This window comes from Sanguibacter massiliensis (assembly GCF_900240335.1).
GTDB lineage: Bacteria > Actinomycetota > Actinomycetes > Actinomycetales > Cellulomonadaceae > Flavimobilis > Flavimobilis massiliensis.
The window spans coordinates 2499525-2525212 of the sequence record NZ_LT964979.1 but is presented as its reverse complement, the minus strand read 5'-3'; the positions used below and the strand labels follow the sequence as shown (position 1 = coordinate 2525212).

General features: G+C 71.5%; 24 protein-coding genes. 10 read left to right on the top strand and 14 right to left on the bottom strand.

What is annotated here, in order from left to right:
- The first annotated feature begins 104 nt into the window (after nucleotides 1-104).
- Nucleotides 105-566, top strand: coding sequence for a hypothetical protein (locus tag C1729_RS11680; protein WP_102510094.1), 462 nt, complete (start codon nucleotides 105-107; stop codon nucleotides 564-566).
- A 272-nt stretch (nucleotides 567-838) separates the two neighbouring features.
- Here C1729_RS11680 and pstB read toward each other — a convergent pair whose 3' ends face one another.
- The 6 genes from pstB to C1729_RS11650 form a co-directional block, all read right to left on the bottom strand.
- Complete coding sequence (pstB, locus tag C1729_RS11675; RefSeq protein WP_102510093.1) at nucleotides 839-1618, bottom strand: phosphate ABC transporter ATP-binding protein PstB; 780 nt, start codon at nucleotides 1616-1618, stop codon at nucleotides 839-841.
- A gap of 20 nt (nucleotides 1619-1638) precedes the next feature.
- Complete coding sequence (gene pstA, locus C1729_RS11670; protein ID WP_102510092.1) at nucleotides 1639-2697, bottom strand: phosphate ABC transporter permease PstA; 1059 nt, start codon at nucleotides 2695-2697, stop codon at nucleotides 1639-1641.
- Nucleotides 2697-3803: a phosphate ABC transporter permease subunit PstC gene (pstC, locus tag C1729_RS11665; protein WP_242493811.1), complete on the bottom strand. Its 1107-nt coding sequence runs from the start codon at nucleotides 3801-3803 to the stop codon at nucleotides 2697-2699. The genes pstA and pstC overlap by 1 nt, the downstream gene beginning before the upstream one ends.
- A gap of 65 nt (nucleotides 3804-3868) precedes the next feature.
- Nucleotides 3869-5014 carry a phosphate ABC transporter substrate-binding protein PstS gene (gene pstS, locus C1729_RS11660; protein WP_102510091.1) on the bottom strand — a complete coding sequence of 382 codons (1146 nt, stop codon included), beginning with the start codon at nucleotides 5012-5014 and terminating at the stop codon, nucleotides 3869-3871.
- Between the two features lie 243 nt (nucleotides 5015-5257).
- Entirely contained in the window at nucleotides 5258-5980 is a 723-nt protein-coding gene (locus C1729_RS11655; RefSeq protein WP_102510090.1) for a response regulator transcription factor, read from the bottom strand.
- Nucleotides 5977-7161, bottom strand: a complete 1185-nt coding sequence (locus tag C1729_RS11650) for a sensor histidine kinase (protein WP_422917661.1) — start codon at nucleotides 7159-7161, stop codon at nucleotides 5977-5979. Before C1729_RS11650 ends, C1729_RS11655 begins: the two co-directional genes overlap by 4 nt.
- A 231-nt stretch (nucleotides 7162-7392) precedes the next feature.
- Between C1729_RS11650 and phoU the strand changes: the two genes are divergently transcribed.
- Nucleotides 7393-8043 (top strand): phosphate signaling complex protein PhoU, encoded by a 651-nt coding sequence (gene phoU, locus C1729_RS11645; protein ID WP_102510088.1) that lies wholly within the window; start codon nucleotides 7393-7395, stop codon nucleotides 8041-8043.
- A gap of 191 nt (nucleotides 8044-8234) precedes the next feature.
- Here phoU and C1729_RS11640 read toward each other — a convergent pair whose 3' ends face one another.
- Together C1729_RS11640 and C1729_RS11635 are read right to left on the bottom strand one after the other, a co-directional pair.
- On the bottom strand, nucleotides 8235-8975 hold the full coding sequence (locus C1729_RS11640; protein ID WP_102510087.1) for a phosphoglyceromutase: 741 nt from the start codon (nucleotides 8973-8975) through the stop codon (nucleotides 8235-8237).
- A gap of 71 nt (nucleotides 8976-9046) precedes the next feature.
- Nucleotides 9047-9769: a hypothetical protein gene (locus tag C1729_RS11635; protein WP_102510086.1), complete on the bottom strand. Its 723-nt coding sequence runs from the start codon at nucleotides 9767-9769 to the stop codon at nucleotides 9047-9049.
- Nucleotides 9770-9821: 52 nt separating this feature from the next.
- On the opposite strand from C1729_RS11635, the gene C1729_RS11630 reads away from it, so the two are divergent.
- Nucleotides 9822-10694: a hypothetical protein gene (locus C1729_RS11630; RefSeq protein WP_102510085.1), complete on the top strand. Its 873-nt coding sequence runs from the start codon at nucleotides 9822-9824 to the stop codon at nucleotides 10692-10694.
- Nucleotides 10691-11071 carry a GntR family transcriptional regulator gene (locus tag C1729_RS11625; protein WP_102510084.1) on the top strand — a complete coding sequence of 127 codons (381 nt, stop codon included), beginning with the start codon at nucleotides 10691-10693 and terminating at the stop codon, nucleotides 11069-11071. The genes C1729_RS11630 and C1729_RS11625 overlap by 4 nt, the downstream gene beginning before the upstream one ends.
- A 130-nt stretch (nucleotides 11072-11201) precedes the next feature.
- Here C1729_RS11625 and mshA read toward each other — a convergent pair whose 3' ends face one another.
- On the bottom strand, nucleotides 11202-12440 hold the full coding sequence (gene mshA, locus C1729_RS11620) for a D-inositol-3-phosphate glycosyltransferase (protein WP_242493897.1): 1239 nt from the start codon (nucleotides 12438-12440) through the stop codon (nucleotides 11202-11204).
- A gap of 228 nt (nucleotides 12441-12668) precedes the next feature.
- Between mshA and C1729_RS11615 the strand changes: the two genes are divergently transcribed.
- The gene (locus tag C1729_RS11615; protein ID WP_102510082.1) at nucleotides 12669-12974 is read left to right on the top strand and encodes a (2Fe-2S)-binding protein; all 306 of its coding nucleotides are present in this window, start codon (nucleotides 12669-12671) and stop codon (nucleotides 12972-12974) included.
- Nucleotides 12975-13137: 163 nt separating this feature from the next.
- Here C1729_RS11615 and C1729_RS11610 read toward each other — a convergent pair whose 3' ends face one another.
- Together C1729_RS11610 and C1729_RS11605 are read right to left on the bottom strand one after the other, a co-directional pair.
- Nucleotides 13138-14253: a lactonase family protein gene (locus tag C1729_RS11610; RefSeq protein WP_165375493.1), complete on the bottom strand. Its 1116-nt coding sequence runs from the start codon at nucleotides 14251-14253 to the stop codon at nucleotides 13138-13140.
- Between the two features lie 190 nt (nucleotides 14254-14443).
- On the bottom strand, nucleotides 14444-15667 hold the full coding sequence (locus C1729_RS11605) for an ROK family transcriptional regulator (RefSeq protein WP_102510080.1): 1224 nt from the start codon (nucleotides 15665-15667) through the stop codon (nucleotides 14444-14446).
- Nucleotides 15668-15732: 65 nt separating this feature from the next.
- Between C1729_RS11605 and xylA the strand changes: the two genes are divergently transcribed.
- Nucleotides 15733-16920, top strand: coding sequence for a xylose isomerase (xylA, locus tag C1729_RS11600; protein ID WP_102510079.1), 1188 nt, complete (start codon nucleotides 15733-15735; stop codon nucleotides 16918-16920).
- 166 nt (nucleotides 16921-17086) lie between these two features.
- On the top strand, nucleotides 17087-18544 hold the full coding sequence (xylB, locus tag C1729_RS11595; protein ID WP_102510078.1) for a xylulokinase: 1458 nt from the start codon (nucleotides 17087-17089) through the stop codon (nucleotides 18542-18544).
- Nucleotides 18545-18728: 184 nt separating this feature from the next.
- Here the strand turns inward: xylB and C1729_RS11590 are convergent, their stop codons facing one another.
- Both C1729_RS11590 and C1729_RS11585 read right to left on the bottom strand, forming a co-directional pair.
- The gene (locus C1729_RS11590; protein WP_102510077.1) at nucleotides 18729-19061 is read right to left on the bottom strand and encodes a histone-like nucleoid-structuring protein Lsr2; all 333 of its coding nucleotides are present in this window, start codon (nucleotides 19059-19061) and stop codon (nucleotides 18729-18731) included.
- Nucleotides 19062-19300: 239 nt separating this feature from the next.
- Complete coding sequence (locus C1729_RS11585) at nucleotides 19301-19486, bottom strand: hypothetical protein (RefSeq protein WP_102510076.1); 186 nt, start codon at nucleotides 19484-19486, stop codon at nucleotides 19301-19303.
- Nucleotides 19487-19903: 417 nt separating this feature from the next.
- Between C1729_RS11585 and chvE the strand changes: the two genes are divergently transcribed.
- From chvE to mmsB, 3 genes are all read left to right on the top strand, one after another.
- Entirely contained in the window at nucleotides 19904-21049 is a 1146-nt protein-coding gene (gene chvE, locus C1729_RS11580) for a multiple monosaccharide ABC transporter substrate-binding protein (RefSeq protein ID WP_102510075.1), read from the top strand.
- An 85-nt stretch (nucleotides 21050-21134) separates the two neighbouring features.
- On the top strand, nucleotides 21135-22694 hold the full coding sequence (mmsA, locus tag C1729_RS11575; protein WP_102510074.1) for a multiple monosaccharide ABC transporter ATP-binding protein: 1560 nt from the start codon (nucleotides 21135-21137) through the stop codon (nucleotides 22692-22694).
- The gene (gene mmsB / locus C1729_RS11570; protein ID WP_242493810.1) at nucleotides 22691-23881 is read left to right on the top strand and encodes a multiple monosaccharide ABC transporter permease; all 1191 of its coding nucleotides are present in this window, start codon (nucleotides 22691-22693) and stop codon (nucleotides 23879-23881) included. The genes mmsA and mmsB overlap by 4 nt, the downstream gene beginning before the upstream one ends.
- Nucleotides 23882-24002: 121 nt before the next feature.
- On the opposite strand, the gene lysS is transcribed toward mmsB, so the two are convergent.
- Nucleotides 24003-25562 carry a lysine--tRNA ligase gene (gene lysS / locus C1729_RS11565; protein ID WP_207204611.1) on the bottom strand — a complete coding sequence of 520 codons (1560 nt, stop codon included), beginning with the start codon at nucleotides 25560-25562 and terminating at the stop codon, nucleotides 24003-24005.
- Nucleotides 25563-25688: the final 126 nt, after the last annotated feature.

Below are 25688 nucleotides of genomic sequence, written 5' to 3'. Positions count from 1 at the left end.
CGTGGCACTAGAGTTGAGCCGGGACACCCCTATCACACGACCGTCGCACCGACCTAGGACGCACGTCCGGGTGTGCGCCGCGGAACGAGCACACAGGAGCACACGTGAACCGCCTGCAGACCCGCACCGGCCGCGGGGCCGCCACCGCCCTCTCCCTTGCCGTCGTCGCGGGCCTCGTCGCCTGCTCGCCCATCACGACGGACCGCCCGTACGCGGCCTCGGACGGCATCCGCGTCGAGATCGCCGACGGCGTCACCGCCGAGAACCTCCTCGTCCTCACGTCCGCCGAGGGCGCGCCCGGTGCCGTCCAGGGCGGCCTCGTCAACAACGGCACGACCGACGTCACCGTCGCGATCGACACCCTGCGCTTCGACGTCCCCGCACGCTCGACCGTCCTCCTCGGTGGCGAGACCGGCGAGGAGGCCACGATCTCGGCGGTCGCCGCCGCGCCGGGCTCGCTCCTGCGCATCCCCGTCGGCACCCCGGAGAACGTCACCGAGGTTCCCGTGCCCGTCCTCGACGGCACGCTCTCCGAGTACGCGGACCACGTGCCCGCCGCGTCCTGAGACGCGCGCTCGCCCCGTGGCGTGAGCCCCGGCACCCCGAGGGTGCCGGGGCTCACGCGTTCCCGGGTCCTGCACGTCACGGCCATGGACGGTGGCCGCGACGGACCGGCACGACACCGGACCGGCACGAGGCCGGTCCGGCGGCTCGTAGGCCCCCAGCACCATCGAACGGTGCTCCAGACCTCCGAGTCTCCCCAAAGGCGACGACGCCCGGCCGCGATGGGGTGCGGCCGGGCGTCGTCGGGCTGGAGGAAGAAGGATCCGCGCTCAGGTCACCCGAAGCGGCCCGAGATGTAGTCCTCCGTCGCCGGCACGGACGGCGACGAGAACATCGTCGGCGTGTCCGCCATCTCGATGAGCTTGCCCGGCTGCCCCGTGCCCGCGATGTTGAAGAACGCCGTGCGGTCCGAGACACGCGCGGCCTGCTGCATGTTGTGCGTGACGATGACGATCGTGTAGTCGTTCTTCAGCTCGCTCATGAGGTCCTCGATCGCGAGCGTCGAGATCGGGTCGAGCGCCGAGCACGGCTCGTCCATGAGGAGCACCTGCGGCTCGACGGCGATCGCCCGGGCGATGCACAGGCGCTGCTGCTGACCTCCCGAGAGCGACGAGCCCGGCTTGTCGAGCCGGTCCTTGACCTCGTTCCAGAGGTTTGCGCCACGCAGCGACCGCTCGACCGTGTCCGCGGCGTCACCCTTGGAGATGCGCTTGTTGTTGAGGCGGACGCCCGCGAGGACGTTGTCCGCGATCGACATCGTCGGGAACGGGTTGGGCCGCTGGAACACCATGCCGACCTGACGACGCACCTGCACCGGGTCCACCTCGGGCGCGTAGAGGTCCTGGCCGTCCATGACAGCCCGCCCCTCGACGCGCGCGCCCGGGATGACCTCGTGCATGCGGTTGAGCGTGCGGAGGAACGTCGACTTGCCGCAGCCCGACGGGCCGATGAGCGCCGTGACCGAGCGCGGCTCGATCGCCATCGACACGCCCTCGACCGCGAGGAAGTCTCCGTAGTAGACGTCGAGGTTCTCGACGTCGATGCGCTTGGACATTCTGGAAGCCTTTCGGTGGCTCAGCGGCCGGTCTTGGGGCGGAACGCCCGGCTGATGCCACGCGCCACGAGGTTGAGGAGCATGACGATGAGGATGAGGCTGAGCGCCGCCGCCCACGCCCGGTCGACGCCCACGCCGCCCTGCTGGTACTGCGAGTAGGCGAACACCGGCAGCGTGGCCATGCGCCCCTCGAAGACGTCCCAGTTCGTGCGCGTGATCATGCCGACGGTGATGAGCAGGGGTGCGGTCTCGCCGATGACGCGGGCGATCGCGAGCATGACCCCCGTGACGATGCCCGCAACCGAGGTCCGCAGGACGACCTTGAGGATCGTCAGCCACTTCGGCACGCCGAGCGCGTACGACGCCTCGCGCAGCTCGTTCGGCACGAGCCGCAGCATCTCCTCGACCGACCGGATGACGACGGGCGTCATGAGGACCGCGAGCGCCACCGCGCCCATGAGACCCGAGCGGTACGCCGGCCCCATGAGGAGGGTGAAAAGTGCGAACGCGAAGAGGCCCGCGACGATCGACGGGATGCCCGTCATGACGTCGACGAAGAACGTGATGCCCTTGGCGAGCGGGCCCCGCCCGTACTCGACGAGGTAGATCGCCGTGAGCAGGCCGATCGGCACGGAGATGAGGGTCGCGGTGAGCGTCACCATGAGTGTGCCGACGATCGCGTGCGCGACGCCGCCCGACGTCATGTCGCCGAAGACCCCGACCATGTCCGTCGTGAGGAACGTCCCCGAGAAGAGGACGGCGCCGCGCGAGACGACGGTCCACAGCAGCGAAACCAGCGGGACGAGGGCGAGGAGGAACGCGACGGTGACGAGCGTCGTCGCAAGCCTGTCCGTCGCACGGCGCGGCCCCTCGACATAGCGGGACACGGAGGTGAGCGCGACCGCGTGGAGGAGCGCGGTGAGTGCGGCGACCGTCGTGGCCGTGGGCTCGCCGGTGAGGACGAGCACGCCCCACGCGACGAGGGCGGAGCCCGCGACGGACGCCCACGGCGCCCAGCGCGGCAGCCGGTTGCCCGTGAGGGTGAGCGCGGAGCTCGCGGGTGCGGTGACGACAGACATCAGTTGGCTCCGGAGAACTCGGCCCGACGGGCGATGATCCAGCGCGCGACCATGTTGACCGCGAGCGTGATGACGAAGAGCGCGAGGCCCGTGGCGATGAGCACCGACACCGAGAGGCCCGAGGCCTCCGGGAACTTCGCGGCGATGTTCGCCGCGATCGACTGGTGCTGGCCAGGCTTGAGGAGGAAGAACGAGAAGAGGTACCCGGGCGAGAGGATCATGAGGACCGCCATCGTCTCGCCGAGCGCACGGCCCAGGCCGAGCATCGACGCCGAGACGAGGCCCGAGCGGCCGAACGGCAGGACGGCCATGCGGACCGTCTCCCAGCGGGTCGCGCCGAGCGCGAGCGCCGCCTCCTCGTGGAGAACCGGCGTCTGGAAGAACACCTCGCGGGAGACGGCCGTGATGATGGGGATAATCATCACCGCGAGAACGGTCGCGGCCGCGAGGACGTTGCGCGCAGGCGCCGTGTAGCCCGCGAACAACGGGATGAAGCCGAGCGTGTCCGAGAGCCAGCGGAAGATCGGGTCGAGCACGGGGGCGAGCCACAACGCGCCCCACAGGCCGTAGACGACCGACGGGATCGCGGCGAGCAGGTCGATGACGTAGCCGAGCGCCTGCGCGATGCGGCGCGGCGCGTAGTGCGTGATGAACAGCGCGATGCCGACCGACAGCGGCACCGCGATCGCGAGCGCGAGGAGCGCCGAGAGCAGCGTGCCGAAGACGAGCGGCCCGACGTACGCGAGCAGCGACTGTCCATTCATCCAGGAGATCGTCGCGAGCTCGTCGCGGCTCGCCGTGAGCGCGGGCCACGCCCGCAGGACGAGGAAGCCCGCGACAGCCGCGAGGACGACGAGGATGAGCACACCCGTCGCCCCGGAGACACCCTTGAAGATCTTGTCGGCGACGCGCGACGCGCCGTTCGCGCGCAGCGACACCGCGGGGGCGGCCGGCTTCGCGTGGCCCGGGACCCGGTGGTCCACGGCCGTGGGCCCGGGCGATGCCCGGGCCGAGCTGTCGTCGTGCATGCCCTCGCCCATCGTCGCGGCGGTCGGGCGGCGGCCGCCCGCCGGCACCCCGTGCGGGGTGCCGGCGACGGTCGTCACGGCCCCACGAGGGGCCTGCCCACCGCCGGGGACGGTGGAGTCCTGGGAGGAGGTGGGCACGGGGTTCACTTCACCGAGATCGCGTCGACCGCGGCCTGGATCTTCGTGCGGAGCTCGGCCGAGATCGGCGCGGAGCCTGCGACGTCGGCCTGCGCGGAGCGCGCCTGGCCCTCCTCCGAGGCGACGTACGTGAGGAACGCCTTGACGTTCGCGACGTCCGCGGCGTTCTCGTAGACCGAGCACGCGATGTCGTAGGAGACGAGGACGAGCGGGTAGGCGCCCTCGGCCGTCGTCGTGCGGTCGAGGTCGATGACGAGGCGCTTGTCGGTCGCGCCCTCGGCGGCGGGCGAGGCGTCGACGACCTTGGCCGCGGCCTCCGCGGAGTACGGGACGTACGCGTCGCCGACCTTCACCGCGACGGTGCCGAGGTCACCGGCGCGCGAGGCGTCGGCGTAGCCGATCGTGCCCTCGGCGGCGGCGACGGTGTCGACCATGCCCGACGTGCCGTTGCCGGACTGGCCGCCCGAGACGGGCCAGTCGCCCGACGGTTCGTGCGTCCACGCGCCCTCGCTGGCTGCGGCGAGGTACTCGGTGAAGTTCTCGGTCGTGCCCGACTCGTCGGAGCGGTTCACCGGGATGATCGCGAGGTCGGGGAGCTCGACGCCCTCGTTCTGCGCGGCGATCGCCGGGTCGTTCCACTTCGTGATCTTGCCGTCGAAGATCTGGGCAATCGTCTTCGCGTCGAGGTTGATGTTCTTCGCGCTCACCGACGGGAGGTTGTAGATCACGGCGATCGGCGAGATGTACACGGGAAGCTCGAGGGCCTCGCCGCCGAAGCAGCGTGCCGAGGCGGCCGTGATCTCCTCGGGCTTCAGCGCCGAGTCCGAGCCTGCGAAGAGCGTCGAGCCCGCGAGGAACTGCTCGCGGCCCGCGCCCGAGCCGGCCGCGTCGTAGGAGAACTGGACGTCCGGGGCGATGTCCGCGAAGCCCGCGGCCCACCCCTCCATGGCCTTGCCCTGCGACGAGGCGCCCGCGCCGGCGAGCGTGCCGCTCAGCGCTGCGGGGGCGTCGGAGGTCGTGCTGCCCGATCCGGTGGAGCCGGTGGCGCCGGGGTTCGTCTCGTTCGAGTCGCTGCAGGCGGCGAGAGCGAACGCGAGGGCGCCGACGGCCACGAGGGACCCGGCACGACGGCTGGTGCGGCTGATGCTCACTGGAGTTCCATCCTGAGGTCTGTGCGTCGCAGGCCGTGTGCCTGCGATCTACCTCGGACGTTAGGGTGCCAAGGTTTCCCGCTCAGGTGACGACGGTGAACCGACGGTGAACAGCCCTCGAAGTCGTCGGATGCCTCGCGTGCGCGCAGTACACAGTGTCGTGCGCGGGTCTGGACGTGCCGCGCGCACGCCAGAGGGGGCCGCCCCGGCAGCGCCGGGACGGCCCCCTCTGGCGTGGACGACTCAGTCGTCCGTGAGCTTGTAGCCCAGCCCGCGCACCGTGACGAGCAGCGTCGGGCTGCCCGGGTCGGCCTCGATCTTCGCGCGGATGCGCTTGACGTGAACGTCGAGCGTCTTCGTGTCCCCGACGTAGTCCGAGCCCCACACGCGGTCGATGAGCTGACCGCGCGTGAGGACACGACCGACGTTGCGCATGAGCAGCTCGAGGAGCTCGAACTCCTTGAGCGGGAACGCGACCTGCTTACCGTCGACCGTGACGACGTGACGGTCGACGTCGAGGCGCACGTTGCGTGCCTCGAGCACCGCGTCGTCCTCCTCAACCTCGGCGCGCGCGCTCGACGCCGCGGCGGTCGCGGCCGTCACCTCCGCGTGCCGGCGCAGCACGGCCCGCATACGGGCCAGCAGCTCGCGGAACGAGTACGGCTTCGTCATGTAGTCGTCGGCCCCGATCTCGAGCCCCACGACCTTGTCGATCTCACCGTCCTTCGCGGTGAGCATGATGACCGGCACGTTCGAGCGCACGCGCAGCTCACGACACACCTCGATGCCCGAAAGGCCCGGCAGCATGAGGTCGAGCAGGACGAGGTCCGCCCCGCCCTCGTCGAACGCCGTGAGAGCGTCGGGGCCCGTGCCGACCGCGACGACCTCGTACCCCTCCCGACGGAGCTGGTACGTGAGCGGCTCGGCGTAGGACTCCTCGTCCTCGACGACCAGGATGCGGGTCATGCGTTCTCTTCCTCCTCGGCGACGAGCGTCGCCCGTCCGGCTGCTCCCGCCGCGACGTGCGCTGCGGGGATCTTCATGGTGAACGTCGAACCCTGGCCCGGCTGGGACCAGATGGTGATCTCGCCGCCGTGGTCGGCGACGACGTGCTTGACGATGCTCAGGCCCAGGCCCGTGCCGCCCGTCTCGCGCGAGCGCGCCGGGTCGACCCGGTAGAAGCGCTCAAAGATGCGGTCCTGGACGTCGCGCGAGATACCGACTCCCTGGTCGACGACCGAGATCTCGACGAAGTCCTGCGCGCTGCGGACCCCGACGGTGACGGCCGAGCCGTCCGCCGAGTAGTTGACCGCGTTGTCGAGCAGGTTGCGCAGCGCGGTGACGAGCATGTTGTGGTCGCCGTACACGGCTGCGTCGAGGTCGCCCGCGCTCGCGAGGCGGATGTTGCGCCCGGCCGCCGTCGTGCGCGCCCGGTCGATCGACTCCTCGACGACCCCCCGCACCGGCACGGCCTGCACCTGCGCGAGCGCACCCGCCGACTGCAGGCGCGAAAGCTCGATGACCTCGTGGACGAGCGCGCCCAGGCGCGCCGACTCCTGCTGCATGCGCCCCGAAAAGCGACGCACCGCCTCGGGGTCGTCGGCCGCGTCGTGCACCGTCTCCGCGAGCAGCGCGAGCGCCCCGACGGGTGTCTTGAGCTCGTGGGAGATGTTGACGACGAAGTCCCGACGTATCGCCTCGAGCCGGCGCGCCTCCGTACGGTCCTCCGCGAGGACGAGCACGTGCCGAACGTCGACCTGCGCGACCCGCACCTGCAGGAGCACGTCGCCACGGCCCGAGGGGCCGCGCGGCAGCTCGATCTCGACGTCGAGGATCTCCCCGGTGCGCCGCACGGACGCGACCATGTCCTCGACCGCCTTGTGCGTGAGCGCGTCGTGCCGCACGAGCCCCAGCGCGTACGCGGGGGCCGACGCACGCACGATCTCGTCGTTCTCGCCGAGGACGATCGCGGCCGACCGCAGCACCGCGAGCGCTCTGACGAACCCCTCGTCGAGGTCCGCCGGCGGGCCGACGGGCGCGACACGCTCGCGCCGCTCGTTCCACAGGAACAGGAGCGTCGCGAACACGCCGGTGACGAGGCCGACGACGCCGGCGACAACGGTGAGGAGTCCATCCACGTGCCCCAGCGTAGGCGGCGCTCGCGCGTCCACCTCACCGCGCGAGGCTCCCCGGCAGAGTGCTCGCCCGAAGTTCACCGAGGGCGCTCCTGCCGTTCACCTAAGCGTGGCACACCGCTGTGAGAGTGGGTCGGGGCCGACGTGCCCCCCGGCCACCATGGCCGTACGACCACGCTCGGGCGCCCACGCGGTGCCGGGCGACGCCGGCCGGAACGCCGGCCACGACGTGAGGAAGTGGATATGCGCGGGATCTTCGAGGCCGAGCTCCGGCAGATCGGTGACGACCTCACCGCGATGGCGCGGCTCGTCGAGTCGGCGATCAAGGACGCCGGGACGGCGCTGCTCGAGGCCGACCTCGAGCTCGCCCAGTCGGTCGTCGAGAAGGACGGCGAGATCGACGCGCTCGAGCGTGACCTCGACGAGCGGTGCGTGCTGCTGCTCGCGCAGCAGGCTCCTGTCGCGACGGACCTGCGGGTCGTCGTCTCGGCGCTGCGCATCTCCTCGGCGCTCGAACGCATGGGCGACCTCGCGCGGCACATCGCGCAGGTCGCGCGCGGCCGCTACCCGCGTCCCGCGGTCGCCGGTGACGTCGCGGCGACGTTCGCGCAGATGAACGCGGCTGCGGTGCACGTCGCCGAGCGTGTCACGCAGCTCCTCGAGACGCGTGACCTCACGCTCGCGCACAAGATCGAGCGTGACGACGACCAGCTCGACACGCTCCACCAGGACACGTTCGCGGCACTCCTCGGCGGCGGCTGGGAGGGCACGCCTCAGGAGACGGTCGACGTCACGCTGCTCGGCCGGTACTACGAGCGGTTCGGCGACCACGGCGAGGCGATCGCGCGGCGCATGCTCTTCCTCGTCACGGGCGTCTTCGAGACGGAGTCCTGACCGCCCAGCCCAGCCCNCCACCCGGCCCCCCACCACCGAGGAATCCGCGCAGATGGCTGCTGGGAGTAGCCATCTGCGCGGAATCCTGGGGCTGGGCGGGGCCGAGTCGGCCGTTGAGGCGCAGGCCGAGACGCAACGACCCCCGGGAACTCGGCTCCCGGGGGTCGTGGCGTACGCGTGAGGTCAGACGGTCACTTCTTGCCCTGGTTCGCGACGGCCTTGATGGCCTCCGCCGCGGCGTCCGGGTCGAGGTACTGACCAGGCTTCACCGGCTTGAGGGTCTCCTCGTCGAGCTCGTAGACGAGCGGGATGCCCGTCGGGATGTTGAGGCCCGCGATGTCCTCGTCCGAGATGCCGTCGAGGTACTTGACGATCGCGCGCAGCGAGTTGCCGTGCGCGGCGACGAGCACCGTCTTGCCAGCCTTGAGGTCCGGGACGATCTCCGCGTCCCAGTACGGCAGCGCACGCTCGAGGACGTCCTTGAGGCACTCGGTGAGCACCTGCGGCGCGTCGGCGTAGCGCGGGTCGGCGTCCTGCGAGAACTCCGAGCCGACCTCGATCGCGGGCGGCGGCACGTCGTACGAACGACGCCAGAGCATGAACTGCTCCTCGCCGAACTCGGCGAGCGTCTGGGCCTTGTCCTTGCCCTGGAGCGCACCGTAGTGACGCTCGTTGAGGCGCCACGAGCGCTTCACGGGGATCCAGAGGCGGTCAGCGGAGTCGAGCGCGAGGTGCGCGGTGTTCATCGCACGACGCAGAAGGGAGGTGTGGACGACGTCCGGGAGGACGTTCGCGTCGCGGAGCAGCTGGCCGCCGCGCTTCGCCTCCTCGACGCCCTTTTCGGAGAGGGCCACGTCGACCCAGCCGGTGAACAGGTTCTTGGCGTTCCACTCGCTCTCGCCGTGGCGGAGCAGCACGAGGGTGTAGGTCATGGTTCCTATTGTGACGCACGCAGGCGCGGGCGCACGGGGGACCTCGGTCCGTGGGACGTCGGCCCCGTTGTTCAGCGGCCCAGGGAGGTGCGGAGCGTCGCTTCGTCGGCGGGGCTCAGCCCGCAGGCGGCGGCGACGTCGAACGTCGGGGTGCGGACGACGGCCGCGCGGCCGTCGTGGAGGACAGGTGCGGGCAGCGCTGACGCGCCGAAGACCCGCAGGTCAAGGGACGCGGCCTGGTTGCCGACGAGCACGGGCTCCGCACCGTCGTCGGCCCCGTCGTCGTCGCCGTCGCCGTCGAACCAGTCGCCCCCGTCCGTCGCGAGAACGACCGACGACGCGCCCGTCGAGCGCAGGGACGCGAGCGTCGGCTCGCACTCGATCTCCCACTCGACGACGATGCGCGACCCGTCGCGCACCCGCGCGGGCAGCGGCCGCAGGCCCGTCGTGTCGACGACGTCCGTGAGCTCGCCGGGCCGAGGGTCGACGACGCCCGCCGAGCGGACCCGCCACCCGGGCGGGGCCTGGACCGACCGCAGGGTGACGGGCACGCCGAGGCCCGTGATCCGCAGCTCGGTGCCGGCGAGCGCGACGGGGTCCGTGTGGGCGTCGCGCGTGAAGCCCCACCCTGACGCGCTCACGCGCGGCCAGCCGATCCCGCCGACGACGACGGTGACGACGAGACCGAGCCCGGCGGCGAGTGCCACGGCGCGGCGCGTCCGGGACGGGGCGGGGACGAGGAGGTCGAGCGTCGCGTCCCGTCCTGCGTCGGGAGTCGGTGTTGTCTCGGTCATTGTCACAATGTACTGTGCCAATAGGACAACGACAACACCTCACGGAGACTCGATGAACCTCGCTCTCGCGCCCGTCCTGGGCATCTTCCTGCTCGCCGCCATCGGCCTCGTCGCGCTCCTCGTCTCCCGCGCACGCGCCACCCCCGCCGACGTCACCTGGCTCGCTGGCACCCGCGACGTCACCCCCGACGAGCAGACCGTCTACGCCGACCACCTCACCCGGCACCGCACCTCGCGCCTCTGGTGGGGAGGCGTCGGCCTCGCCGTCGCGCTCGCCGCGAGCCTCACCCTCAACGGCGGCACCTTCACCGTCGGCACCAACGCCATCGGCCCCGCCGGCGACATCCTCTTCTGCCTCGTCACCGGCATCGCCGTCGGCGCCCTCCTCGCGGAGAACTACCGGCTGCGTCGCCCGACCGGTCCCGCCTCTGCCTCCCTCGCGCCCCGCGCGGCCCTCCCCGCCGCGGGCACCCGCCTCGCCGCCCGCGTCGTCGCCGGCGTCGCGCTCGCGCTCGGCCTCGTCGACATCCTCGTCGCCCCCGGTGCACGGCCCGCGCTCCTCACCGTCGTCGTCCTCGTGCCGTGGCTCCTGTGCGAGCTCGTGCTCCGCGCCGTCCGTGAGCGCCCCCGCCCCGCGCTCTCGCCCCGCGCAGAGCACGTCGACACCCGCCTGCGCATGTTCGCCGCCGTCACCGTGAGCCGCCTCGAGCTCGCCGCCGCGATGAGCGCCGCCCTGTGGCTCGTCGACCTCGACGAGTCCTGGCACCTCGATGAGGACGTCCAGGGCATCGTCGCCCTCGTCGGGTTCGGTCTCCTCATCGCCGCGATCGTCGTCCTGTGGCACGCCGCGCCGCGCTCGCGCGGCCGCCGGCCGCTCCTCCCCCAGGACGCGCCGCAGCCGCTCGTCGACGGACGCACCGCATGATCGTCACCGTCGACGCGACCTCCCCCGTGCCCGTCGTCGAACAGCTCCGCGCGCAGGTCGCGCGCCACGTCGCCGACGGCACCCTCCGGCCGGGCGACAGCCTCCCGCCGATCCGCCACCTCGCCGCCGACCTCGGCATAGCGCGCGGGACCGTCGCCAAGGTTTACGAGCAGCTCGCGCGCGACGGCGTCGTCCGCACCGCGGGACGACACGGGACGCTCGTCGCCGGCGCGGGCGAGGGCCCGACGCCGCCCCCTGCGCATCCCGAGGTCGACCTCGCCGCCGACGCCCTCGCGCACGTCGTCCGCGCCGCCGGGCTCGACGACGCGGCCGCGCACGCGGCGCTCGCCGCGGCCCTCGGCCGCAACCGGGTCTGAGCGCGTTGCGTCCCGGCACCCCTCAGGGGTGCCCCGGCGCAACCTCCAGGCTCGGCCCGGGGCGCCTCACGACAGGATTGCGCGCACGCACCCCTCCGGGGTGCCTGGGCGCAACCAGCCCGGCACCCGCTCACGCGACGCGCGAACGCCTCACCTTCGCCGCATCGCGGTAGACATCGAGAATCCCGCGCGCCGCCGTCTCCCAGCCGAACCGCGCCCCGACCGCCGCCGCACCCTCGCCGAGCCGCGCCCGCAGCACGTCGTCCGCAAGCACGCGGTCGAGCGCCGCCGCCCATGCGCGCGGGTCGTGCCCGTCGATGAGCAGTCCCGACACCTCGTCGACGACGACCGTCCGCAGACCACCCACGGCCGTCGCGACGACGGGCGTCCCGCACGCCTCGGCCTCCGCCGCGACGAGCCCGAACGACTCCGAGCGCGACGGCATCGCGACGACGTCCGCGCTCCGGTACCAGTCGCCGAGCGCCGTGCGCGGCACGGGCGGGCGGAAGAGAACGCGGTCACCGACGCCGAGCCGGTCCGCGAGCACCGCCAGCTCCCGCACCGCCGTCGGGCGCCCCGACGGGCCCCCGCACACGACGATCCACGGCACCGGGCGCCCCTGCGCACGCAGCTCCGCCGCGGCCTCGACGAGCGTGTCCGGCCCCTTGAGCGGCTGGACGCGCCCGACGAAAAGCACGAGCGACCCGTGCGGCAGCCCGAGCCGGTCGCGCAGCGCCGGGTCATCAGCGCCCCGCGGCCCCGGGAGCGGACGGAACAGCTCAAGATCCGCGCCCGGCGCGACGACGTGGACGCGCGACGGGTCGGCCCCGTAGAGGTCGCGCAGCTCGGCCGCCTCGTCGGGCGTCGACGCCACGAGCGCATCAGCAGCCTCGACGACCTGCTCCTCGCCGACGACGCGGCCGTGCGGCTCCGGGACGTCGCCCGGAGCGAGCGCCGCGTTCTTCACCTTCGCCATCGTGTGCATCGAGTGGACGAGCGGCACGTCCCAGCGGTCCGCGGCGAGCCAGCCGACCTGCCCCGAGAGCCAGTAGTGAGAGTGCACGACGTCGTACCAGCCGGGCCGCCGCGACGCCTCGGTCCGCAGGACGCCTGCCGTGAACGCGCACAGCTGACCGGGCAGCTCGTTCTTGTCGAGGCCCTCGTACGGGCCGGCCGGGACGTGGCGCACGAGCACGCCGTCGCCCGCCTCGTGGACGTCGGGCTGCGACGACGCCGTCGCACGCGTGAAGATCTCGACGTGCGCGCCGAGCCCCGCGAGCGCGCGCGCAAGCCCCCGCACGTAGACGTTCATGCCGCCCGCGTCGCCCACGCCCGGCTGCGCGAGCGGCGACGTGTGCACCGAGAGCATCGCGACGCGCAGGCCGTCGGCGCGCACGACCTCACCGTCCGCGAGCGCGGAGGCGACGGGAAGGTCGAGGAGGGCCATGCCCCCAGTATCGGCCACCGGGGCAGCCTGCGGAGGGTCATGTCGCGGCCCTCACAGGGCGGGACATCCATGTCCGGATCGACACCGAAAGACCAGATGATGGGCCAGAAGTCCTACGCCCTCCCGTGTTAAATCGCGGAGAGTGGTCCTATGACTGCACCGTCGGGCACGACCCCGAACCCGCTCGAGGCACTGCGCGCCAAGCTCGCCGCGGAGCCTGCCGTCGTCGACGCGTCCGCACCCGTCGTCGACGCCGCGACGCTCGCCGACGAGTACATCGTCTGTCACTGCACGAACGTCACCGCGGGCGAGCTGCGGGGGCTCGTCCACGAGGCCGGCTGCACGTCGCTCGAGGAGATCCAGCGCTGCACGCGGGCGGGCGGATCGTGCGGCAAGTGCGTGCCGCTGCTCACCGAGTTCGTCGCGATCGAGCTCGGCCGCGCAGGCATCGCCTGATCCGACCACCCCCTCCCCACTCACCCTCGACTCGTAGGTCTCCAGCACCATCGAACGGTGCTCAGGCCCTACAAGTCGCCCAGTTCTATCGACTCGTAGGGCCCCAGCACCATCGAACGGTGCTGGGGCCCTCCGAGTCGTGCCCGTGCGTCGGGGCGCGTCGTCAGGCGACCGCGACGCAGCTCGGCTTGACCGGCAGGGTGAGCCGGCCGACGACCTCGCCCGTGCCGTCCTCCGCGACGCGCACGGCAACGAGGCACGCGTCGACCTGCGACGCGACGAGCACGAGGTCGTCGCCCTCCCCCGAGGTCACGGCACCGTCGGCGCCGACCTGCGCGACGAGCGCGTGATGGCGGGGCCACGACGCGCCGAGCGGGGTGTCGGCGAGGTGCCGGAGGACCGTCGGGCGGCCCTCCGCGTCGCGCTCGACGGCGAACGTCGCGAGGACGTCGGGGCCGCGCACGGTGACGTGGAGGCGCGTGCCGTCGGCCGAGAGCGAGACGTGCGCGGGGTAGGAGCCGCGCTCCGAGGGCGGAGTCGTGCAGGCAGCCTGCTCCCCGACCGCGACGCCGGCGCCGTCGGCGTCGAGGACGAAGGTCGTCACGCGCGAGTCGAGCTCGCCGACGACGAACGCGACGCCGTCGGGGTGGACGGCGACGTGGCGCGGGCCCGAGCCGGGCGTGGCGCGCGCGCCGATGCCATCGGCCTCGACGCGCTCCTCCCCCTCCGTGCCTGAAGGCCGCAGCGAGTAGCGGCGGGGCTCGTCCGTGCCGAGGTCGGCGACCCACGCGGACGCGCCGCCGGGCAGCTCCCACGCCGAGTGGACGTGCGCCTCGTCCTGGCGGTCGGGGTTCGGGCCCGAGCCGAGGTGGACGTGCGTAACGCCGTCGCCCGTCGGGCGGCCGTCGGCGTCGAGCGGCACGACCGTGAACGTGCCTGAGCCGTAGTTCGAGACGAGCAGGGCGCCGTCGTGCGGGCCCGCGACGATCGCGAGGTGGCACGGGTAGTCGCCGCCTGCGGCGAGGCGTGCGACCTCGGTGAGGGTGTCGCCGTCGACGTCGTAGGCGACGACGCGACCGTCGGGCGTCTCGCTCGTCGCCCAGAGGGTGCGGCCCGAGGGGTGGAGCTCGACCCAGGAGGCGTAGGGCAACTCGGCGGCGGTGCCGCGGTCGACGAGGGCGCCGTCGGGCAGGAGGTCGACACGGCGCACGCCCGAGGGCTGCTCGGGGGCGTCGTCGCTGCTCGGGTAGGTGCCGAGCCATAGGCGGACGGGGTCCACGGGAGTCCTTCCGTCGGGGCGGCGCTGCCGCCGGGGGTGCCGTCCCATCCAACCAGCCGACCCGCCCCGCACGCTCCCGGTGTCCCCAGGACGTCGCCGAGATAGCGGCCCCGCGCCGAGATAGCGTCTGCAGACCGCTATCTCGGTCGGGGACCGCTATCTCGCGAAAATCTGGGAGTGGGGGTGGGAGTCAGGTGGGGAGGCGCGAGGAGGGGTTCGCCGCCAGGCCGCGGAGCACCTCGACCGCTCCCCCCGTCATCGCGGCCTCGGCACCTGCGAGCGACGGCTCGACGACGAGGTCCTCGCGCGGCGCCGTGAGCACGCGCGCCTCGAGCTCCGCGGCGACGTGCGCGCGCAGGTAAGGCTCGAGCGGACCGTAGATGCCGCCGAGGACGACGTGCGCGACGTCGGTGAGGTTGACGAAGCTCGCGAGCGCGACGCCGAGCGCCCAGCCACCGCGCGCGAGGGCTGCGAGCGCGGGCGCGTCGCCGTCGTCGGCCCGGGCACAGAGGTCAGCGAGGGGACCGAGCCGGTCGAGGCCCGCCGCGATCATGAGCGCGTCCTTGCCCGCATAGGCCTCGAGGCAGCCGTGGGCGCCGCACGCGCACAGGGGGCCGTCGGGCTCGACGGTCGTGTGGCCGAGCTCGCCCGACCAGCCGCGGACGCCTCCGAAGACGGCGTGCTCGTGGACGAGCGCGCCACCGATGCCGACCTCGCCCGAGACGTAGAGGAAGCTCGGCAGGGCGCGCCTGCGGGCGCGCCACTCGGCGACGGCCGCGAGGTTGGCCTCGTTGGTGACGGTGAGGCCGAGGCGATCGAACGGGGCGACCTCGCGCAACGCGGAGAGGTCGAGGTCGGCCCAGCCGAGGTTGGGGGCGAGGCGGAGCCGGTCGGCGGACGGATCGACGAGGCCCGGCAGGGCGAGGCTTGCGCCGACGACGTCGACGCCGCGCGCCTCGAGGTCGCGGGCGACGTCCGCTGCGCGGGCGGCGAGGTCCGCGAGGACGACGGCGGGGTCGGACGCGTGGTGGTCGCCGGGGACGACGACGTCGGCGAGGACGTCTCCGGCGAGGTCGACGGCACGCACCCCGAGGTAGTCGACGTTGACCTCGAGGCCGAGGCCGGCGAGGGTTCCGCGGGCGGGCGTGAGCGGGACGGCGGGGCGTCCGGCGGTGCCGGTCTGGATGGGCTCGCCCTCGGCGAGGACGCGGGACTCGACGAGGAGGTCGACGAGCGCGGAGACCGTCGCGCGGGTGAGGCCGGTCGCGGCGGCGAGGTCGGCGCGGGAGACGGGGGCGTCGGCGTCGAGGACGTGGCCGAGGACGAGCGAGAGGTTGTGCTCGCGCAGGCTCGCCTGACGCGCGGCGGTTCCCCGGGCGGGTCCGCGGCGTGGGGGCTGCTTGCTTGTCGGCATGGGTTGACCCTACCGCCGGACGGCGATAAGTTCATCCACAATACAAATCTCGACGAGGAGACCCCATGTCGCTCACCCCCACCCCCGCTGACAAGTTCTCGTTCGGCCTCTGGACCGTCGGCTGGAGCGCCCAGGACCAGTTCGGCTCCGCGAGCCGCCCCGACCTCGACCCCGTCGAGTCGGTCCGCCGCCTCGCCGAGCTCGGCGCCGCACACGTCACCTTCCACGACGACGACGTCGTCCCCTTCGGCTCCGACACCGCCGAGCGCGACCGCATCCTCGACCGCTTCAAGGGTGCCCTCGCCGAGACCGGCATCACCGTCGAGATGGTCACCACCAACACCTTCTCGCACCCCATCTTCAAGGACGGTGCCTTCACCTCGAACGACCGCCGTGTCCGCCGCTACGGCCTCCGCAAGGTCCTGCGCAACGTCGACCTCGCCGCCGAGCTTGGCGCGAGCACGTTCGTCATGTGGGGCGGCCGCGAGGGCGCCGAGTACGACTCCGCCAAGGACCTCTACGCCGCGCACGAGCGCTACGCCGAGGGCATCGACACCGTCGCCGCCTACATCAAGTCGAAGGGCTACGACCTCCGCATCGCGCTCGAGCCCAAGCCCAACGAGCCCCGCGGCGACATCCTCCTGCCCACCGTCGGCCACGCACTCGCACTCATCGCGAAGCTCGAGAACGGCGACATCGTCGGCCTCAACCCCGAGACGGGCCACGAGCAGATGGCCGGCCTCAACTACACGACGGGCCTCGCCCAGGCACTCTGGGCCGACAAGCTTTTCCATATCGACCTCAACGGCCAGCGCTCGATCAAGTACGACCAGGACCTCGTCTTCGGCCACGGCGACCTCTTCAGCGCCTTCGCAACCGTCGACCTCCTCGTCAACGGCTTCCCGGGCGGCGGCCCCCGCTACGACGGCCCCGTCCACTTCGACTACAAGCCCTCGCGCACCGAGGACGTGCAGGGCGTGTGGGACTCCGCCGCCGCCAACATGCGCACCTACCTCCTCCTCAAGGAGCGCGCCCTCGCGTTCCGCGCCGACCCCGAGGTCCAGGAGGCCCTCGAGGCCGCGGGCGTCCTCGAGCTCGCCCAGCCGACGCTCGCGGCGGACGAGACCCTCGAGTCGTTCCTCGCCGACACCTCGGTCTACGAGGACGTCGACGTCGACGAGGTCGCCGCGCGCGGCTTCGGCTTCGTCCGGCTCAACCAGCTCGCGCTCGAGCACGCGATCGGCGCTCGCTGAGAAGCCGCGCCGGGGATCCTCCGTCAGCCCCGGGGCGCACGCTCGCCAGCCGGCCCCTCACGGGGCTCGACACGGCCGGCGCAGCCGGGCGGCCCTCCCCCCACCGGGAGGGCCGCCCTCGCCGCATCCACCCCCGTCGACCACCTGCACCCCCTTGGACACATACATGACCCTCGTCGCCGGCGTGGACTCCTCCACGCAGTCCTGCAAGATCGTCATCCGCGACGCCGCGACCGGCGCCCTCGTGCGCGAGGGCCGCGCCTCGCATCCGGACGGCACGACCGTCGACCCCGAGGCCTGGTGGGACGCGCTCGTCGCGGCCGCCGCGGACGCTGGCGGTCTCGACGACGTCGCCGCGATCGCCGTCGGCGGCCAGCAGCACGGCATGGTCGCGCTCGACGCCGACGGCCGCGTCATCCGGCCCGCGATGCTGTGGAACGACACGTCGTCCGCCCCCGACGCCCGCGACCTCGTCGCCGAGCTCGGCGCAGGTGACCCCGAGCGCGGCGCGCAGGCGTGGGCCGACGCGGTCGGCGCCGTTCCGGTCGCGTCGTTCACGGTGACGAAGCTCCGCTGGCTCGCGCGCGTCGAGCCGGAGAACGCCGCGCGCGTCGCGGCGGTGTGCCTCCCCCACGACTGGCTCACGTGGCGACTGCGCGGCGCGCGTTCGCTCGAGGACCTCACGACCGACCGCTCCGACGTCTCCGGCACGAGCTACTGGTCACCGACGACCGGCGAGTACCGTCGCGACCTCCTCGCGCTCGCGCTCGGTCGCGACGACGTCGTCCTGCCGCGCGTCCTCGGCCCCGGTGAGTCCGCCGGCACGACGGACTGCGAGCTCACGCGCGGCGCGGTCGTCGGCGTCGGAGCGGGCGACAACGCGGGCGCCGCGCTCGGCCTCGGTCTTGGCGAGGGCGACGTCTCGGTGTCGCTCGGCACATCCGGCGTCGTCGCCGCCGTCGCAACCTCCTCGACGTCCGACGCGTCCGGGCTCGTCGCCGGCTTCGCGGACGCGACCGGCCGCTTCCTGCCGCTCGTGTGCACGCTCAACGGGTCCCGCATCCTCGACGCCGCGTGCACCGTCCTCGGCGTCGACTACGACCGCCTCGCCGAGCTCGCACGCGAGGCGCCCGCGGGCGCTGACGGCCTCGTGCTCGTCCCCTACCTCGAGGGCGAGCGCACGCCCAACCTGCCCGACGCGAGCGGGTCCCTCCACGGCCTCACGCTCGCGAACGCGACACCCGCGCACATGGCCCGCGCGTTCGTCGAGGGCATGCTGTGCGCGCTCGCCGACGGACTCGACGAGATCGTCCGGCACGGGACGACGCCGCGCCGCGCGATCCTCGTCGGCGGTGGCGCGAAGTCGCCCGCGGTGCGGGCGATCGCCCCCGTCGTGCTCGGCGTCGACGTGCTCGTACCGCTCGCGGGCGAGTACGTCGCAGACGGTGCGGCGCGGCAGGCCGCGTGGGCGCTCGCCGGCGGCGGGGAACCGCCCGCCTGGGACGAGCTGGCGGGTGCGGGTGAGCTGGTGCGTGCGGATCTCAGCGCGGAGGGACGCGCGACGACTGCGCGCGTGCGGGCGCGTTATGCCTCAGCACGAAGCCACGTCCTCGACCGGGCCTGATATTCAACGGTTCCTTGTCGCACGGCATTTCTGAGATGGCCGCAGCGCATGAGGCGGCCCGGAGCGTCCATCGCCGGGCGGCACACGATCGCTGCGAGGTCCGACGCCGCGAGGCCCGACGATCTTCGTCGTCGGGCCTCGCGGGACGGAATCGTCGGGGGCGATTCCGGGAAATGCAGCGTGCTCAGTGAGCGGCTTCGTAGGCGGCGCGAATCTCGGCAGAGATGCGGCCACGGTCGTTGACGGTGTATCCGTTCGCGCGTGCCCATTCACGCATGACGGTCGCCTCCGAGCTGCCGCGCTTGCGCGCGGTGCGGGCGGGGGCGGCTGCGCGTCCACCACGGGCGACACGGCGTCCGTGGCCGACCCAGGGTGCGAGGGCGGCGCGAAGATCGGCCGCATTCTTGTCGTTGAGGTCGATCTCGTAGGTGACGCCGTCAAGCCCGAACGTCACGGTCTCGGTGGCTTCACCGCCGTCGATGTCGTCCTCGAGAATCACCACTGTCCTCTGCGCCATTTCTTGTCTCCGGTGTCGTCGTCGCGTGAGTGGTCGAGCAATTATGTTCACGGACGCATGGCGCCGTCAAAAGATCCTTCGTCGTCGCGGCTCCACGATATTGCTGCCATTCGGGAGATGCCGCCCAGGGTCGCCTGATGAGACAGGCGCGGCGTCAGCGGCGAGCGCGGGTCGCGCAGCAGAGATTCACCCAGGAAATGGCGCCCCACAACGCGCGATGTCGTTGCGCAGAAGGAGCGTCAGCGCTCTCGGGCGGCTGCGTTGTTCGGCACGACGGTAACTCCGTCACGCTCGGCCTCGAACTTCGCGAGCGCCTCGCGCTCGCTGCGGTCGGCACGCATGATCGCGCGGATGCCGAGCCAGAAGAGCACGCCCACGCCGACCGAGGGGACGAGGGCGCCGACAGCGTCGAGGAAGGGTTGCACGCGTCCATCGTACGTTCGTGGGCTGCCGTCGGGGAGTCCGCACCGACGTGCGGTCGGCCACGGCGGACACCGCGGACCGCCTGCTGCGTCCACGAATCGAAGGCATGGGAGCAGATTGCGCACCGCAGGCGCGCCTCAGAAGCGTGAGAAGTCGCCGCTGGAGGCATCGCAACCGGATCGTTACACCAGCGGGACTGGCGATACTTCGCCGATCCCGATATGTTCAGGCGCACAACAAATCACAGGGGCTTGCGTTCAAGGCTTGAAGGCAGCAAGGTGTGTCGCACGAGACGTCCGCACAGAAGCGGACCCGCCCGCCTCATCGACGAGGCACGCACCGCACGCAGCACCCAGCACGACCCGGCTCACCCGAGCCCACCCGTGAACGTGACCACCCGACGAAGGGAACCACCCACGATGTCCAGGACCACCAAGCTCGTCGCCGTCGCCGCCGCCGCGACCCTCACTCTCGGCCTGGCCGCCTGCTCCTCCGAGCGCGACCCCGGCACCTCCCCCACGACCGCCGGCGGGGGCGCAACCGCCTCGGGCGGCAGCGGGGCCGGCGGCCTCATCGGCATCGCCATGCCGACCCGCTCGCTCGAGCGCTGGAACAACGACGGCAAGCACCTCGACGAGCTCCTCAAGAAGGCCGGCTACGAGACGTCGCTCCAGTACGCCGACAACAAGGTCGACCAGCAGATCTCCCAGATCGAGACCATGGTCAACCAGGGCGCCAAGGTGCTCGTCGTCGCATCGATCGACGGCGAGGCCCTCGGTAACGCCCTCGAGGCCGCCGCAGCCAAGGGCATCAAGGTCATCGCCTACGACCGCCTCATCAACGGCACCGAGGCCGTCGACTACTACGCCACGTTCGACAACTACAAGGTCGGCACGCTCCAGGGCGAGTTCATCAAGGAACAGCTGGGGCTCGACACCGAGGCCGGACCGTTCAACCTCGAGCCCTTCGCCGGCTCGCCCGACGACAACAACGCGAAGTTCTTCTTCTCCGGCGCGTGGGACGTCCTGCTCCCCTACATCGAGTCCGGCAAGCTCGTCGTCCCCTCCGGCAAGTCCCCCAAGAGCAACGACGACTGGAAGTCCATCGGCATCCTCGGCTGGGAGTCCACCAAGGCCCAGGCTGAGATGGACAACCGCCTCAACGCCAACTACCAGGACAAGAAGGTCGACGTCGTCCTCTCGCCCAACGACTCCCTCGCCCTCGGCATCGAGACGTCCCTCGAGACCAACGGCTACAAGCCCGGCGCCGACTGGCCGCTCGTCACCGGCCAGGACGCCGACAAGGCGAACGTCATGAACATGCTCGCCGACAAGCAGGCCATGACCGTCTGGAAGGACACCCGCACCCTGGGCGACCAGGTCGCCCTCATGGTCGACCAGATCGTCAACGGCAAGACCGTCGAGGTGAACGACACCGAAACGTACAACAACGGCAAGAAGGTCGTCCCCTCCTTCCTCCTGCCCCCGCAGGTCGTCACGAAGGACACCGTCCAGTCGTCGCTCGTCGAGTCGGGCTTCTACAAGGCGTCCGACCTGGGCCTCTGACCCGGGCCTCTGACCGGCTGCGGCGCCGGGGCACCCGCCCCGGCGCCGCCCGCCGGCCCCACCAGCACGACGACGAGGACGAGAGATGGACGACCTGTCACAGCACAGCACGATCCTCGAGATGCGAGGCATCACGAAGACGTTCCCCGGGGTCAAGGCCCTCGAGGACGTCACGCTCGAGGTCCGCCGCGGCGAGGTGCACGCGATCTGCGGCGAGAACGGCGCCGGGAAGTCGACGCTCATGAAGGTGCTCTCCGGGGTCTACCCCCACGGCACCTACGACGGCGAGATCCGCTTCGAGGACGAGCCCTGCGAGTTCAGGAACATCCGTGACTCCGAGGAGCGCGGCATCGTCATCATCCACCAGGAGCTCGCGCTCAGCCCCCACCTGTCGCTCGCCGAGAACATCTTCCTCGGCAACGAGCGCCAGAAGGGCGGCGTCATCGATTGGAACCGCACCAACCGCGAGGCCGCGATGCTCCTCGCGCGTGTCGGGCTCGACGAGCACCCCGACACCAAGGTCCGCGACATCGGCGTCGGCAAGCAGCAGCTCGTCGAGATCGCCAAGGCCCTGTCCAAGCAGGTCAAGCTGCTCATCCTCGACGAGCCCACCGCGGCGCTCAACGACGAGGACTCCGCTCACCTCCTCGACCTCATGCGGTCGCTTCAGGGTCAGGGCATCACCTCGATCATCATCAGCCACAAGCTTGGCGAGATCACCGCGATCGCCGACTCGACAACGATCATCCGGGACGGCCGCACGATCGAGACCCTCGACATGCGCGGCGCCGAGCCCGTCACCGAGGACCACATCATCCGCGGCATGGTCGGCCGCTCGCTCGACAACCGCTACCCCGACCACGTCGCGACGCCCGGCGACGAAGTCCTGCGCCTCGAAGGCTGGAGCGTCGAACACCCGCTCCACCACGACCGCCTCGTCGTCAACGGCGCCTCCCTCAGCGTCCGCGCCGGAGAAATCGTCGGGCTCGCCGGGCTCATGGGCGCAGGCCGCACCGAGCTCGCGATGAGCATCTTCGGCCGCACCTACGGCCGCAACCACACCGGTCGGCTCTCGCTCAAGGGCAAGGACGTCGAGCTCCGCACCGTGCACGACGCGATCCGCGCAGGCATCGCCTACGTGAGCGAGGACCGCAAACGCTACGGCCTCAACCTCATCGAGGACATCAAGCGCAACATCGCGGCCTCCGCGCTCGGCAAGCTCTCCCGCTGGGGCGTCGTCGACGGCGGCCGCGAGGTCACGGTCGCCGAGAAGTACCGCAAGGACCTCAACATCAAGACCCCGACGGTCGACGCCCTCACGGGCAAGCTCTCGGGCGGCAACCAGCAGAAGGTCGTCCTCGCGAAGTGGATCTTCACCGACCCGGACCTCCTCATCCTCGACGAGCCGACACGAGGCATCGACGTCGGCGCGAAGTACGAGATCTACCAGATCATCAACGCCCTCGCCGACGCCGGCAAGGCGATCCTCATCATCTCGTCCGAGCTGCCTGAGCTGCTCGGCACGTGTGACCGCATCTACGCCATGAGCCAGGGACGCATCACCGGACAGGTGACGCGCGCCGAGGCCGACCAGGAGACGCTCATGCGCCTCATGACCAAGGAGAAGGAAGGGGCGGACGCGTGAACGCGCTGACGCAGTACCTCAGCCGCAACGTGCGGGACTACGGCATGATGGCGGCGCTCGTCATGATCGTCATCGTGTTCCAGGTGCTCACGGACGGCAAGATCCTCGAGTCGCCCGCGATCGCGAGCCTCATCACCCAGAACGCGTACGTCTTCATCCTCACCATCGGCATGGTCATGGTCATCGTCGCCGGCCACATCGACCTCTCGGTCGGCTCGGTGGTCGCGTTCGTCGGCGGTGTCACCGGATGGCTCATGATCAACCAGGGTCTCCCCTGGCCGCTCGTCGTCGTCCTCGCGATCGGGGTCGGCGCGCTCGTCGGCGTCTGGCAGGGCTTCTGGATCGCGTACGTCGGGATCCCTGCGTTCATCGTCACGCTCGCGGGCATGCTCATCTTCCGCGGCCTCGCGATCGTCATCGCGGGCACGACGATCTCCGGCTTCCCGCAGGGCTTCAAGAACATCGCGGGCGGCTACATCCCCGCATGGTTCGGTTTCGCCGGTCCGTTCGACCTGCTCACCCTGCTCATCGGCATCGTCGCGATCGTCGGCCTCGTCGTCGCCGGTCTCCGCAAGCGCGCTGTCCTGCACCGTGAGGGCCTGCACTCCGAGCCGCTGCTCGCGTGGATCGTGAAGACCGCCGTCATCGCGGCGCTCATCGGCTTCGTCACGTACAAGCTCGCGACGAACGTCGTCGCCGACCCGACGAGCACCGGCACGCCGATCGTCCTCGTCATCGTCGGTCTCCTCGTCCTCACCTACACGTTCGTCATGAACCGCACCGTCTTCGGCCGACACATCTACGCGATCGGCGGCAACCTCCACGCTGCCGTGCTCTCAGGCGTCAACACGAAGCGCGTGAACTTCATGATCTTCGTCAACATGGGTGTCCTCGCGGGCGTCGCGGGTGTCGTCACGACCTCCCGCGCAGGTGCGTCGATCGCCGCCGCCGGCGTGAACTTCGAGCTCGACGCGATCGCCGCGGCGTTCATCGGCGGCACGGCCGTCACGGGCGGCATCGGCAAGGTGTCCGGCGCGATCATCGGTGCGCTCATCATGGGCGTGCTCAACATGGGTCTGTCGCTTATGAACGTGCCCGCCGAGTGGCAGCAGACCGTCAAGGGTCTCGTGCTTCTCGCGGCCGTCGCGTTCGACATCCTCAACAAGCGCCGCAACGCGGCCGCCTGACCCGCGCCCCCTACCCGACCGACCCAACCGACCCAGGATTCCGCGCGTATGGCTGCTGCGAGTAGCCATACGCGCGGAATCCTGGGGAGGGTCACTCGTGCGTCACCAGGGGCGACGTCGGTCAGAGTGGCTTGACCAGCGGGAACGTGATGGTCTCCCGGATGCCGTAGCCCGTGATCGCCATGAGCAGGCGGTCGAGGCCCATGCCCATGCCACCGCTCGGCGGCATCGCGAACTCCATGGCCGTGAGGAAGTCCTCGTCGAGGACCATCGCCTCGTCGTCTCCCGCCGCGGCGAGCAGCGCCTGCGCCTCGAAGCGCTCGCGCTGGATCACCGGGTCGACGAGCTCCGAGTACGCGGTCGCAAGCTCGAAGCCGCGCACGTAGAGGTCCCATTTCTCGACGAGACCCGGCTTGGACCGGTGACCGCGCGTGAGCGGGCTCGTCTCGACCGGGAAGTCACGCACGAACGTCGGCGCGACGAGGTGGTCGCCGACGTGGTGCTCCCACAGCTCCTCGACGAGCTTGCCGTGGTTCTGCTTCTTGGGGTCGACCTTGAGGTCGAAGCGCTCCACGAGCGCGAGCAGGTGCTCGACGGTCGTGTCCGCGGTGATCTCCTCGCCGATCTTCGCCGAGAGCGAGTCGTACATGGTGATCTCGGCCCAGTCGCCGCCGAGGTCGTACTCGGTGCCGTCGGCGAGGGTGACGAGCGTCGTGCCGCGGGCTGCGACGGCCGCCTGCTGCACGAGGTCGCGCGTGAGCGCGGCCATCGTGTCGTAGTCGCCGTAGGCCTCGTACGCCTCGATCATCGTGAACTCCGGCGAGTGGCTCGAGTCCGCGCCCTCGTTGCGGAAGTTCCGGTTGATCTCGAAGACCTTCTCGATGCCGCCGACGACAGCACGCTTGAGGAAGAGCTCGGGAGCGATGCGCAGAAAGAGCTCCATGTCGAACGCGTTCATGTGCGTCGAGAACGGACGAGCCGCGGCACCGCCATGGATCGTCTGGAGCATGGGCGTCTCGATCTCGATGAAGTCGCGCTCGTGGAAGTTCTCGCGCAGCGACCGCACGACGGCCGCGCGCGTGCGCACCATGTCGCGCGCCGCGGGGCGCGTGATGAGGTCGACGTACCGCTGGCGGACGCGCACCTCCTCGGAGAGCTCGGCCGTCGAGCCGTCCTCCCGCTGGTAGAGGTTGGGCAGCGGGCGCAGCGACTTCGCGGCAATCTGCCACGTGTCGACGAAGACGGAGAGCTCGCCGCGGCGCGACGAGCCGACCCGTCCGCCGACGAAGAGGTGGTCGCCGAGGTCGACGTCAGCCTTGAACGCCGCGAGGCGCTCCTCACCGACGGCCGCGAGCGAGAGCATCGCCTGGAGGCGCTCCCCCGCACCGTCCTGGACGGTGACGAAGCAGAGCTTGCCGGTGTTGCGGAGGAAGACGACACGGCCAGCGACGCCGACGACGTCGTCGGTCTCGACGCCCGCCTCGAGGTGGCCGTACTGCGCGCGGACCGCGGAGATCGTCGTCGTCACGGGCACGGAGACCGGGTAGGCCTCCTGGCCGGACGTGAGGAGGCGCTCACGCTTCTCCTTGCGGACCCGGATCTGCTCGGGGGTGTCGTCCGCGGGAGCGGCCGAAGGGTCCTGGGGCGTGGGCGCGGAAACCGTCGCGTCGAAAGCAGTCACGCGCCCAATCCTACCGACCTCCAGCGACCCCCCTCCCCTGGAAGACGCCCCGCGAGATAGCGCTGCCAGGACGAGATAGCGCGTCTCTCGCGCTATCTCGTCCGCCGATCGCTATCTCGCGGACAC

Excerpts from the sequence above, each read along its gene's own strand:
- C1729_RS11640 (WP_102510087.1), bottom strand. The coding sequence starts at position 8,975 with ATGACCTACACCCTCGTGCTGCTCCGCCACGGCGAGAGCGAGTGGAAC.
- C1729_RS11605 (WP_102510080.1), bottom strand. The coding sequence starts at position 15,667 with ATGCCGACAAGCAAGCAGCCCCCACGCCGCGGACCCGCCCGGGGAACC.
- xylB (WP_102510078.1), top strand. The coding sequence starts at position 17,087 with ATGACCCTCGTCGCCGGCGTGGACTCCTCCACGCAGTCCTGCAAGATC.
- phoU (WP_102510088.1), top strand. The coding sequence starts at position 7,393 with ATGCGCGGGATCTTCGAGGCCGAGCTCCGGCAGATCGGTGACGACCTC.
- C1729_RS11635 (WP_102510086.1), bottom strand. The coding sequence starts at position 9,769 with ATGACCGAGACAACACCGACTCCCGACGCAGGACGGGACGCGACGCTC.
- mmsA (WP_102510074.1), top strand. The coding sequence starts at position 21,135 with ATGGACGACCTGTCACAGCACAGCACGATCCTCGAGATGCGAGGCATC.
- C1729_RS11625 (WP_102510084.1), top strand. The coding sequence starts at position 10,691 with ATGATCGTCACCGTCGACGCGACCTCCCCCGTGCCCGTCGTCGAACAG.
- C1729_RS11590 (WP_102510077.1), bottom strand. The coding sequence starts at position 19,061 with ATGGCGCAGAGGACAGTGGTGATTCTCGAGGACGACATCGACGGCGGT.
- C1729_RS11615 (WP_102510082.1), top strand. The coding sequence starts at position 12,669 with ATGACTGCACCGTCGGGCACGACCCCGAACCCGCTCGAGGCACTGCGC.
- mshA (WP_242493897.1), bottom strand. The coding sequence starts at position 12,440 with ATGCTCTCGGTGCACACGTCGCCGCTCGCGCAGCCGGGCGTGGGCGAC.
- C1729_RS11630 (WP_102510085.1), top strand. The coding sequence starts at position 9,822 with ATGAACCTCGCTCTCGCGCCCGTCCTGGGCATCTTCCTGCTCGCCGCC.
- pstA (WP_102510092.1), bottom strand. The coding sequence starts at position 2,697 with ATGTCTGTCGTCACCGCACCCGCGAGCTCCGCGCTCACCCTCACGGGC.
- pstB (WP_102510093.1), bottom strand. The coding sequence starts at position 1,618 with ATGTCCAAGCGCATCGACGTCGAGAACCTCGACGTCTACTACGGAGAC.
- chvE (WP_102510075.1), top strand. The coding sequence starts at position 19,904 with ATGTCCAGGACCACCAAGCTCGTCGCCGTCGCCGCCGCCGCGACCCTC.
- C1729_RS11655 (WP_102510090.1), bottom strand. The coding sequence starts at position 5,980 with ATGACCCGCATCCTGGTCGTCGAGGACGAGGAGTCCTACGCCGAGCCG.
- xylA (WP_102510079.1), top strand. The coding sequence starts at position 15,733 with ATGTCGCTCACCCCCACCCCCGCTGACAAGTTCTCGTTCGGCCTCTGG.